The following is an 11,225-nucleotide window of genomic DNA, read 5'->3' as shown; positions in this document are numbered from 1 at the left end:
CCTTTTCTGCTAAGAAAAACCATGGACAAGAAAATGAAAAAAATCTTCTCCATAAACAACAAACCCGGGTAACATCTTTTATGAGGCAACGTAACCTAAAATCTCTCCCCCTTCGGTAACATTTTATTATGAGTCAACTGGGCTCCCGCTTTATTTCCCTTTTCCTGGAAAGATTTCTCACCTTCCTTAAAGCGTTTGCCTCTATCTCCTTGGCCAGCTCCATGGTTTCATCCAAATTATCCACCTCATCTTCCAGTGCATAATCCGCCCGTTCACCGATACCGAACCGCATTCTCAACACCTTTTCCTCCCTTGGCGTTAAAGTAGAAAGAATGCCTCTGGTATGTTCGGCAAGATTCATATTTATTGTAGCCTCCGAAGGAGACATAGCCCCTTTATCCTCAATAAAATCACCTAAGTGGCTATCCTCTTCCTCTCCTATCGGAGTTTCCAAAGATATAGGTTCCTTGGCAATCTTCAAGACCTTTCTTACCTTTTCCAAGGGAAACTCCATCTTATTGGCAATCTCATCTGGAGTCGGTTCTCGTCCTAATTCCTGAACTAAATATCTGGAAGTTCTAATGAGCTTGTTAATAGTCTCAATCATATGTACTGGAATTCTTATTGTTCGTGCCTGATCGGCTATCGCTCTGGTTATAGCCTGTCGAATCCACCACGTGGCATAGGTAGAAAATTTATATCCCCTTTGATATTCAAATTTTTCAACGGCCTTCATCAATCCAATATTTCCTTCCTGAACAAGATCCAAAAACTGCAATCCTCTGTTTGTATATTTCTTGGCAATACTTACGACCAATCTGAGGTTCGCTTCAACAAGTTCCTTTTTTGCCAGATTTGCTTTTTTCTCTCCCTGTTCTATCGAAAAGGCTATTCTCTTCAAGGAGTCTACCGTGAGGCCGGTATCTGATCTTGTCTTTCTTATCTTGCTGCGGGTCTCCCTTAGGACTTTCTCATATTTTTTCAGCGTTTCAACCGAAACCCCTGTTTTCTTTGCAATTTGCTTTTCATTTTGGGGTTCTCTTCTCATCAAGACACATGTCCTTTCCAATGCATTGAGTGACATACCAGTTTTCTCTTTACATCTCAAAACATCCTCCTCAGCTTTTTCTATTTGATTAACACAAGCCTTGAACCTTAAAGCCATTCTGTTGATCTGATTTTTGTTAAACTTGGTTTCTTTACATAGATTCATGATATTTTTTGTATTTTTCCTCAATCTTAACTTCATCCTCTTATGCTGAACATCATCAAGCCCTTTTTCCTTGGACTTCTTATAAAGAACCTCATTTTTCTTGTTTATTGCTGCTATTTTATCAATAATCGAAAGGGCCTTCTCTTTGTATACCTCTTCTTCTACAAAACCATCTTCAACCTCAATATTATGAACGACGTTTTTCACTCGAAACTCTCCACTCCTCAACTTAGCACCCATCTCTATTACATCGCTAATTGAAACCGGTACGCTGAAAACAGCGTCTATTATTTCTTTTTCTCCTTCTTCTATTTTTTTCGCGATCTCTACCTCCCCTTCACGGCTAAGCAGAGACACAAGGCCCATCTCCCGAAGGTACATTTTCACAGGATCACCCGTTTTGGGAGGAACAGGAATGACAATAACATAACCATTTTCTCTTGGATCAATATCCTCTTTGGTCGTTTCTTTCAGGATTTTTTTTTCACCCTTGTCGGTATCAATAAGATCTATGTTCTTCTCGCCAAAGAGTATAATAATATCATCTATCTGGTCTGAAGATATGACATCAGACGGCAAAATATCATTAACATCATCATAGGTTAGAAAACCCTTTTCCTCACCCAATGTAATAAGTTTTTTCAACTCATCTGACTGTATTTTCTTTCCCATATTTGTTCTCCCTAATAGTTCCGGGTTCAAAGTTCAAAGTTCAAATCGAAATCCGGAACTCAGAACTTTGAACTCTATAATAGCTCTTTTTCCTCTTTCAATAATTTTTCCTTTTCCATTAAAAGGATGTTCCATGTTTTTTGATCATTCGTTTCCTGGGCTTTAACAAGTTCCCTGTTTAAGCTTTTACGTTTTCCTCTGTACCACTTCTGTTTTATCCTCTTCACCGAATCAGCAAAGATTTTGTCAATAACCTCAGCACCATAGGGACTCTCAGTCATTGTTAACTTCAGGAGTCTCTCCTTTACAACTCCATCTTCAAGGCCATCTACAACAGCAGAAACATTAAGTTTTCCATTTCTACCACAGGATTGCCCCAGGACATTTCCCAATCTTTTCAAATCATCACTCATAAAATAATTCAGCACTTTTCCATCTATAATTTCAGGAACCTTCAAAGGGTATTCCAGCATCATATGAATAAGGCCAAGTTCTATAACATCTACATCTTTGTTTTTCTTCTTGCCTGATAGATCTTCTCCTGTAGCTTTTCGGGAACTTAGCTTCCTGTTTATCTCTCTTTTCAGGAGACTTTGGTCAATGCCCGATTTTTCTGAAACTCTTCTTACGAAAAGATTCCTCTGGATTGTATCACCAATATTCGAAATAAATAATACTGCATCCATCACCGAATCCAGACTTTCTTCAAAGGTCTCCCTGCCCCCTATTATCTTCTCTATATAATAATCCACCATAGATTGAGAATGATCAACCGCTTTCTCCAATGCCTCAATTCCAAAACTCCTGACGTACTCGTCAGGATCATAACCATCAGGAAGGACTACTATCCTCGTGTTGAGATTTCCCTCAAGAAACAATTTCAGGCTACGCTCCAAGGCATTCTTTCCACCCTCGTCAGGATCAAACATCACTACAAGATTTTTCGTATATCTTCTGATCAGGGCTACGTGCTCTTTTGTGACGGCCGTCCCAAGAGTAGCAACAACATTAGAAATGCCGAAACTTCTAAGCGACAGGAGGTCTAAATACCCCTCAACAAGAATTGCATAATCCTTTTTTCGAACATCATTCTTGCTCCTGTTCAGGCCATACAGGATTTTCCCCTTCACATATATTGGAGATTCCGGAGAATTCAGATATTTCGGCTCACCACTACCGAGAACCCTTCCACCAAAGGCTACTACATTTCCGCTTATATCCTCTATCGGGAAAATCAACCTTCCCCTGAATCTGTCATAAAATCCTCCATTACTCTTCGGTATAATCAAACCTGCCTTTTCAACAAGGCCCAAATTGATATTTCTCTCTTTTAAAAATCTCTTTAGGTATTCCCATCCATCCATGGAATATCCGAGGTTAAACTCTTTTACTACAGGATCTTTTATCCCCCTCTTTTCGAGATACCCTCGTACCACGCTTCCCGCCTCCGAAAAAAGGTTCTTAGAAAAATATTGAGCTGCCAGCAGGTTAACCCGCTTAAGTTCTTCCCTTATGCTGATTTCCTTCTTTTCAGCACCACCCATATGCCTTGATCCGATAACAATCCCCATCTTACCGGCCAGGTGTCTCACTGCCTCGGGGAAAGACATATTGTCAATCTTCATAAGAAAGGTAAAAACATTTCCTCCTTCGCCACAACCAAAACAGTAAAAGATTTGTTTGTCAGGATTTACAGTAAAAGACGGGTTTTTTTCTTTATGAAAGGGACAGAGACCGGTAAAGTTCCTTCCGGCCTTTTTAAGAGTAAGATATCCCGAAACCAGGCTAACAATATCTGCCCTGTTTCTTATCTCTTCTATCTTATCCTCTGGAATATGTTCCTTCAATACTCTTTACCCTTTATGACAGGCTTATAAACTCAAAAGATTTGAGGAAGGCCTTTGAAAAACATGAAAAGGGGGTTCTGATAGCAAATTAATACTGCGGGAAATAAAACAAAATATCAAATTTGATGTATTCGTAAAAAGTCAGTTCTACTCGCTCAGAGAGTATTTTGGGGATGCTGGTGTTGCCTGGCTAAAAATCTAAAACTCGCGCTTATGCACTCAAACAATTAGATTTTTTAAACGCTAGCCATCATCATCTTTTTCCCAAAATCCTCAAATTACTTACGTGATTCTTCGAATTCACTCGCAAAAGACTTTTTACGAGACTGTCAAATTTCCTCCTTTAGAGATTTTGTCTTTGACCGGAAAGCCCCGCCCTGTGGGCAGAGAGCTTCACATTCACTTGAACTGTGAGCTTTTTCACTTATCAATTGTCTAACCTATACCCCTCAAGCAGACAGCTTTGCCTTTACCTTTTCGATTACAATTTTCCCATCGGCCCTGCCGGTCAATCTTGGCATAACTACTTTCATAACCTTTCCCATCTCCTTAATGCTGACTGCCCCAACATCTTCTATAGCTTTTTCTATTTCCGTTTCTACTTCCTCTTCTGACAACTGTTCAGGCATAAAAAACTGGACAACCGCAAGCTCTTTTTCTTCCTTCTCGGCCAGTTCTAATCTTCCACCCTTTCTGAACTGTTCTATCGAGTCCTTCCTCTGTTTCACAATAGAAGACAGCACCTGCAGTAACTCCTCATCACTTAATTCCCTCTTTAAATCAATCTCTTTATTATGCAAAGCCGATTTAATCATACGTATAGCGGACAATTTTATCTTATCTTTGGCCTTCGCAGATGAAACCATTTCACTGTTAATTTTTTCCTTCAAATTCACAATATCACCCATTTAATTATTATAAATTTAGGCACTCAAAATTAATATATGAAGTTTTTTAAATTTGTCAATAAATATTGTCAGTTCAGCTCATCCTTCAATCTTCCACCTCCCAAAACATGCATATGAAGGTGAAAGATTATCTGCCCTCCTTCTTGATTACAATTTATAACCGTCCTGAATCCCTTCTTGTCAATGTTATTGATCTTCGCTACCTTCTGTGCAGCCGAAAACATAGCAACAAGTATATCCATTTTTTCCGGCGTCACATCCAGAAGCGTTGGTATATGCTCCTTTGGTATAATAATTACATGGACAGGAGCCATTGGATTTATATCATTAAAGGCCAGCACCTTTTCATTTTCATAAACCTTGGTGCTTGGTATTTCACCATTGACAATTTTACAAAAGATACAATCTTCCATTGGATTTCCCTCCGGGTTCTGGGTTCAAAGTTTCGAGTTCAAAGCTCTGGGTTCTGGATTTCGGGTTTTGATTTTAACTTTGAACTTTGAACTCGAAACTCAGAACTCAATGTTACCTTTATAGCATCCTCCAAACGCAACGCCCCGCTATAGAGGGCTTTTCCAATGATAACCCCGATGACACCGAACCTCTCAATCTCAAGTAGTTTTTCAATATCATGAATATTTGATACACCACCAGAGGCTATCACCGAAATATCCACGGATGATGCAAGGTTTCTTGTAGCTTCTATATTTACACCAACCTCCATACCGTCTCTTTCGATATCAGTATACACGATTGCATCCAGTCCACATCCTTCATAACTCTTTGCCACTTGAAGAGCCGATTCGGTCATCCCTTCCGTCCACGCTTCAACGGCCACTTTTCCACCACTCGCATCAATGCCAAGAATAACTTTACCCTCGTTAGTTGTGCAGGCATCCATCACAAATTTTCTATCTTTCAGGGCAGCCGTTCCCAGTATGATCCTGTATACTCCCATTCTGAAGTAATCTTCGAGTGTTTTCATATCTCTTATCCCGCCACCAACCTGAACAGGAACATTTGTCTCTAAAATGATCTCTCTGATGACCTCTTTATTTCTGGGAAAACCAGCAAGAGAACCATCCAAATCAACAATATGAATCCGCTCTGCACCCTTCTCCTGCCATATTCTGGCAACCTCAACAGGATTATCCGAATATACCGTGGCACGACTAAAATCACCCTGAAGCAGACGTACACACTTACCACCTTTTAAGTCTATTGCAGGTATTATGATCAAATTCGACTCCTTTGGGACATCACCAATCGTCCCTTTCCTCTTGATGTGGGAGGACTAAGCGGGGAGTATAAAAGATTTATCATGTTTTCCTCTCTCCTTAACCTTTTTACACCGGAGAAAAGGGAATTAGAAGGATGTCTATTCATCCCCGTGTACAACACAGGTCATTCTGACATAATTTCATAAAATTGAAGCTCCCCGCAACAAGTTGCGGGGAACCTCCGACTGTTCAGTAAATTAGGATTTGCTTTTTGGTAGAAAGTAAATTCGTTAACGCACTTATCCCGTTTATCGGGGTAAGAAAAATGTTTTTCGTGTTCGCTTGCTGTTCAGTTCAAGTGGAGTTTGAGTGGGATGCCCTAAAGGTAAAATTTTTTTCAGAGGTCTCTTTATTGCAGGTCAGGAAAGTTCTTTAAGACCTCATCTATCCCCATTTCAGATAATTCCGCTGCGGTAATCCATCTCCCCCCATATTTAAAGAAAGATGAAACCTGAAAAATATTTTCTAAAAGCGACCTCTGCGTCCTGTCAAAAACACCGTTCCATACCAGTGTTCCATCGCTGACCCTGAGCAAATATATTCCGAAGGCTACAGAAGCGGGTTTCTCAGCAGAATAGGGATATCCTTCTCTTTCTCTGTAGCGGTAGACATATCCCGCCACAACACCATCCGCACCCAACTCTTTACCGACTTTCCTCAATATTTCAAGCGGGTCTACTTTGAGTGAATCGATCGATATCCTTCTGTAAACACCACCGACTCTATCAGTGGGAATCAGGATAAATTGTTTGGAATCCTTGAGCTTCCTGAAAAATGTCTCCTCAACTACCTTCTCAGCACCCTCTGAAGATTTACACGTCCTGAAGATTGTTCCACTCAGAGGACAACTAACGGTCTTGACCGAAGCTTCTTCTGGAATCACTATCTGAAAGGGAACAACTGCAATTCTACTCAAGACAACCGCGCCCCTGCGAGAAGAATCTGTCTCGATACCCGCTTTAGAAGTACAACCGGAAATGAAAAATGGGAGAAAAACAGACATAAAGAAGCATGACACCCATACAATAACTTTTAAAGAACTCTTCTTGATGAGTATCACCCCCCCTGTTGAAGTGTCTAAAGTTTGAAGTGACTAAAGTGACTAAAGTTAAAGATAGTTATCCTTAACTTTAGTTCACTTTAGACACTTTAGATCACTTTAGGCACTCTTTGTTACTTACAATTTACCCTTTGTTGAAAGCACACCTTTTATCCTGTCATCAATAAAAATTGACATGTTCAGTGCCCGCGCAAAAGACTTAAAAATAGCTTCTGCTATGTGGTGGTTATTCCTACCATATATGACATTTATGTGCAAGGTTATTCCGCTATTATCAGAAAAAGACTTAAAAAAATCCCTGAGCAGATCCGGATCAAAGTCCCCTATTTTTTTCTGGCTAAACTCCGCATTAAAAATAAGGTAAGGTCTACCCGAGATATCCAGATCAACTCTACAGAGGCTTTCATCCATCGGAACGACAGCCGATCCATAGCGACTAATTCCCTCTTTATTACCCAAAGCCTTTTTTACCGCCTTGCCCAAGCAGATCCCGATATCCTCAATCAGATGATGATAATCAACATCGATATCTCCTCTCCCCTCCAGAACAAGGTCGAAAAAACCATGTTTTGCCATAAGGCTAAGCATGTGATCGAGAAAAGGTATGGTGGTTGATATTTCACCACTTCCTGTCCCATCAAGATTCACATCAACTGCTATTTCTGTTTCAGCCGTCTTTCTCTCTACTTTAGCTTTCCTTACCATAATCAACAATCCTTTCAGATAAGATGAATCTAAAAAATCGAGTTTTGGTCAGATAACCTTGTTAAGTGAATACTCTATAAACCCTTCAGCTCCGGCCTCTTGTAAGAGAGGAATTAATTCCCTGACAATATCCTTGTCAACAATGGTTTCCACGGCAAACCAATCTTCACCATACAACTCAGATATGGTAGGTGCCTTCAAAGATGGAAGCAAAAGGATAACACTCCCAAGATTTTCCCTGGAAACATTCAATTTTATTCCAACCTTACCCATGGCCCGGAGAGAACCGTCAAGAAGCACTCTTATATGCTCAATCTTCTGTCTCTTCCAAGTATCTGCCCACGCTTCTCTGTTTGCAATTAACTGGGTATTCGTCCTCATCAATTCATGGATGATTTTCAATTTGTTGGCCCTCAGGGTACTCCCGGTCTCAGTTACTTCAACTATCGCATCTACAAGACCTTCAACCACCTTGGCTTCGGTAGCTCCCCAGGAAAATTCTACCTCAACATTTATTCCCTTTTCCTTAAAATATCTCTTTGTAAAATTGACAAGTTCCGTTGAGATTCTTTTACCTTCCATATCCTCTATTGTCTTTATTGGAGAGTCTTCTGTTACAACCAAAACCCACCTTGCCTGTCTTGCTGAAACTTTTGAATAAATAAGGTCCTGAACTACAACAACATCCGACTCATTTTCTACAATCCAGTCCATCCCGGTAAGGCCAAGATCAAGTGTTCCATCTTCAATATATCGCGCCATTTCCTGAGCTCTGACAAGGGCACAAGAAATGTCTTCATCGTCGATATCCGGAAAATAACTCCTGCTGTTGTATGAAATTTTCCATCCGGCCTTTCCAAAGAGATCGACAGTACTCTTCTCCAGGCTCCCTTTTGGTATTCCCAATTTCAACTTTTTCATTTATAAACTTCCTCTGAATCAAATATTTTTTCTCCAACAACTTCCAGCTTCCCATTGGATAACTTTCTATAAAAACATGTATTGTAACCGGTATGACATGCGGCTCCTCCTACCTGTTCTACTTTAAGCAGAACTGTATCGGAATCACAATCTATCATAATATCCTTAACCAGCTGAACATTGCCGGATGTTTCACCTTTAACCCACAAGGTATTTCTCGATCGACTCCAGTAAGTAGCTTTGCCCGTCTCCAGGGTCTTTGACCATGACTCCTTATTCATATAGGCTAACATCAGTACATCTTTTGTCCTATAATCCTGAACAATAGCCGGTACAAGCCCCTCTCCCTTTTCAAAATTTAACTCTACCATAAATTAACCCCTTCTTTCTTAAAACTGTCACATTATAAACCCAAAATATGGAGTTTTCTTTTGGTTTAAACGCCTAAATATAGTTGAAAAAATATTTTATATCAAGAATTATATTTTTTTGATTTTTGTCTTGCCTACACATATTTTTTATGTTAGTTATTCTGCTATCGCAATATCGTAGAACTTAACTCTGATTTTATCAGAACATTTATTATTCTGATCCTAAATCTTTACAATAAAAGGAGGTTATAGCTATGACAGTGTTAGCAGGTGGTGTTGCAGCGGCAGTTTTAGGTTTTTTGGGTCTTATCTTTTGGTGGAAACAATTTCTTGTTCTCCTTGCCGGTGGAATTCCCATTGCGCTTTTATTGGGAGGCGGGCTTGCAATCTACGTTGGTATAGATGAATTTAAAGACAAACAGCAAGAGGATATAGTAGAGGCAGATAAAGATAAAGAATTAGAGGAAACCAAAAAAGAATTAGAACAAACAAAGGCCAAAGCGGAACGGTTAAGCAAAGCCCAAGAAGACCTTGAAAAGGCAAAAGCCGAAGCAGAAAAATACAAAGAAGAGCTTGAAAAGGTAAAAACGAACATCAAGAAAAAAGCTGAAAAATAGTCTTTTCTTACTACGTAAATCAACGGGAAGGAAACCTAAAACCTTCTTGTTTTTTAAAAACAATTACCACCAAGGCAATGATAAAAGCTAATTTGCACCCACATGAAAGTCACACCTATCTTAATGTTTACAAGTATTAAGGCCTGTTGCCCGTCTCGAAGAGATAGGTAGCAGGCTTTCCAAAAATAATCAATTTGCTTTCCCAATTTGTTTACAATATAAACAGTAAATGATAGTATTTTTTTCTTTTAATGAATGTGTTTCAATCTTAAGAGAGTCGATACTTTCAAAAAATACCTCTGGAGGACAAAATGAAAAAAAAGGATATACTTTTGCTGACATTATTAACCTTAACTTTTTTAGCAGCATCTATCATGCCGTACGGCATCTCCGATGCAAAGGCCGCTAACGTTGATCTCACTTACAGCATCTTCTTCCCCGCCACCCATGGCCAGTGCAAGGCTGGGGTATCATGGGCAAAAGAAATAGAAAAACGGACCAATGGAAAGGTAAAAATCACCGTTTTCCCCGGAGAAACCCTGACAAAGGCAAATCAGTGTTACGACGGAGTTGTCAATGGAATATCAGATATAGGAATGTCATGTTTTGCCTATACAAGGGGACGTTTTCCGGTAATGGAAGCTGTTGACCTCCCCTTCGGGTATCCAAACGGTCAGGTCGCCACACATGTGGCCAACGAATTTGCCAAAACAATTAAGCCAAAAGAGCTTGATGATGTAAAAGTTCTTTACATCCACGCACATGGACCCGGCCTCCTCCACACAAAAAAGTCAGTCAGGACATTGGAAGACTTAAAAGGCATGAAAATAAGATCTACCGGTTTGAGTGCAAAGGTTGTAGAGGCACTCGGTGGCGTGCCGGTGGCAATGCCACAGGGCGCAACCTATGAATCTCTACAAAAAGGGGTTGTTGAGGGTACTTTTGGCCCTATTGAAGTTCTCAAGGGATGGAAGCAGGGCGAGGTCATAAAATACACAACTGAATGCGATGGCGTTGGTTACACAACTGCCATGTTTGTGGTGATGAACCTCAAGAAGTGGAACTCTCTCCCAAAGGATATACAGAAAATCTTTGAAGATGTGAGCAATGAGTGGGTTGATGTCCACGGGAAAGTCTGGGATTTGAACGATTCCGAAGGCCGCAAGTATACTTTAAGCCTTGGCAATAAGATAATTCCCCTTTCTAAAGAAGAAAATCTCAGGTGGAAAAAAGCGGTCAGTCCTATGATAGATGATTACATAAAGACCACCAAAGAAAAGGGGCTGCCGGGAGAAAAGGCAGCAAAGGAAACAGAACGCCTTATTAATAAATATCGTAAGAGCTATAAGTAACTGCTATCGGCTAAAAGCGGTAGATTGGGACACAAAGGCACAAAGTAAAATGTAACTGCTCAGGAATCGGGAGACAGAATTCAGCAGACAGAAGAAAAATAAAAACCATCTGGCAAAAGGGTTTAAACCTTAAATAATACTCGAATTTCACCGTGCGGGATATTATTTGTTCCATATTGAAGAAATTAACAGCTTATTATCAGCAGTACATACTGTTTTATCCTGACTTCTGACTCCAGACTACTGGATACCTGAGTAGTTACAGTAGAATTACTTTTT

The 11,225-nt window shown here is 40.0% G+C and carries 11 protein-coding genes; 2 read left to right on the top strand and 9 right to left on the bottom strand.

Annotation, left to right across the window (positions count from 1 at the left end):
* Window positions 1-133: 133 nt before the first annotated feature.
* The 9 genes from Q7J27_02210 to hisI all read right to left on the bottom strand — a co-directional run bounded on the left by Q7J27_02210 (window position 134) and on the right by hisI (window position 8,977).
* On the bottom strand, window positions 134-1,885 hold the full coding sequence (locus tag Q7J27_02210; GenBank protein ID MDO9527954.1) for a sigma-70 family RNA polymerase sigma factor: 1,752 nt from the start codon (window positions 1,883-1,885) through the stop codon (window positions 134-136).
* Window positions 1,886-1,959: 74 nt separating this feature from the next.
* Complete coding sequence (dnaG, locus tag Q7J27_02205; GenBank protein MDO9527953.1) at window positions 1,960-3,732, bottom strand: DNA primase; 1,773 nt, start codon at window positions 3,730-3,732, stop codon at window positions 1,960-1,962.
* A gap of 449 nt (window positions 3,733-4,181) precedes the next feature.
* Window positions 4,182-4,640, bottom strand: coding sequence for a GatB/YqeY domain-containing protein (locus Q7J27_02200; GenBank protein MDO9527952.1), 459 nt, complete (start codon window positions 4,638-4,640; stop codon window positions 4,182-4,184).
* A 68-nt stretch (window positions 4,641-4,708) separates the two neighbouring features.
* Window positions 4,709-5,053 carry a histidine triad nucleotide-binding protein gene (locus Q7J27_02195; protein MDO9527951.1) on the bottom strand — a complete coding sequence of 115 codons (345 nt, stop codon included), beginning with the start codon at window positions 5,051-5,053 and terminating at the stop codon, window positions 4,709-4,711.
* Window positions 5,054-5,091: 38 nt separating this feature from the next.
* On the bottom strand, window positions 5,092-5,880 hold the full coding sequence (hisA, locus tag Q7J27_02190) for a 1-(5-phosphoribosyl)-5-[(5-phosphoribosylamino)methylideneamino]imidazole-4-carboxamide isomerase (GenBank protein MDO9527950.1): 789 nt from the start codon (window positions 5,878-5,880) through the stop codon (window positions 5,092-5,094).
* A gap of 389 nt (window positions 5,881-6,269) precedes the next feature.
* The gene (locus Q7J27_02185) at window positions 6,270-6,836 is read right to left on the bottom strand and encodes a hypothetical protein (protein ID MDO9527949.1); all 567 of its coding nucleotides are present in this window, start codon (window positions 6,834-6,836) and stop codon (window positions 6,270-6,272) included.
* A gap of 261 nt (window positions 6,837-7,097) precedes the next feature.
* Window positions 7,098-7,685 (bottom strand): imidazoleglycerol-phosphate dehydratase HisB, encoded by a 588-nt coding sequence (hisB, locus tag Q7J27_02180; protein MDO9527948.1) that lies wholly within the window; start codon window positions 7,683-7,685, stop codon window positions 7,098-7,100.
* 48 nt (window positions 7,686-7,733) lie between these two features.
* The gene (hisG, locus tag Q7J27_02175) at window positions 7,734-8,606 is read right to left on the bottom strand and encodes an ATP phosphoribosyltransferase (protein MDO9527947.1); all 873 of its coding nucleotides are present in this window, start codon (window positions 8,604-8,606) and stop codon (window positions 7,734-7,736) included.
* On the bottom strand, window positions 8,603-8,977 hold the full coding sequence (gene hisI, locus Q7J27_02170) for a phosphoribosyl-AMP cyclohydrolase (protein MDO9527946.1): 375 nt from the start codon (window positions 8,975-8,977) through the stop codon (window positions 8,603-8,605). The genes hisG and hisI overlap by 4 nt, the downstream gene beginning before the upstream one ends.
* Before the next feature lie 260 nt (window positions 8,978-9,237).
* On the opposite strand from hisI, the gene Q7J27_02165 reads away from it, so the two are divergent.
* Together Q7J27_02165 and Q7J27_02160 are read left to right on the top strand one after the other, a co-directional pair.
* On the top strand, window positions 9,238-9,594 hold the full coding sequence (locus tag Q7J27_02165; protein MDO9527945.1) for a hypothetical protein: 357 nt from the start codon (window positions 9,238-9,240) through the stop codon (window positions 9,592-9,594).
* A gap of 311 nt (window positions 9,595-9,905) precedes the next feature.
* The gene (locus Q7J27_02160; protein MDO9527944.1) at window positions 9,906-10,946 is read left to right on the top strand and encodes a TRAP transporter substrate-binding protein; all 1,041 of its coding nucleotides are present in this window, start codon (window positions 9,906-9,908) and stop codon (window positions 10,944-10,946) included.
* Window positions 10,947-11,225 lie beyond the last annotated feature (279 nt).

The organism is Syntrophales bacterium, assembly GCA_030655775.1.
In the GTDB taxonomy this organism is placed as follows: Bacteria; Desulfobacterota; Syntrophia; order Syntrophales; family JADFWA01; genus JAUSPI01.
This window is presented reverse-complemented; position numbering and strand designations above follow the sequence as displayed.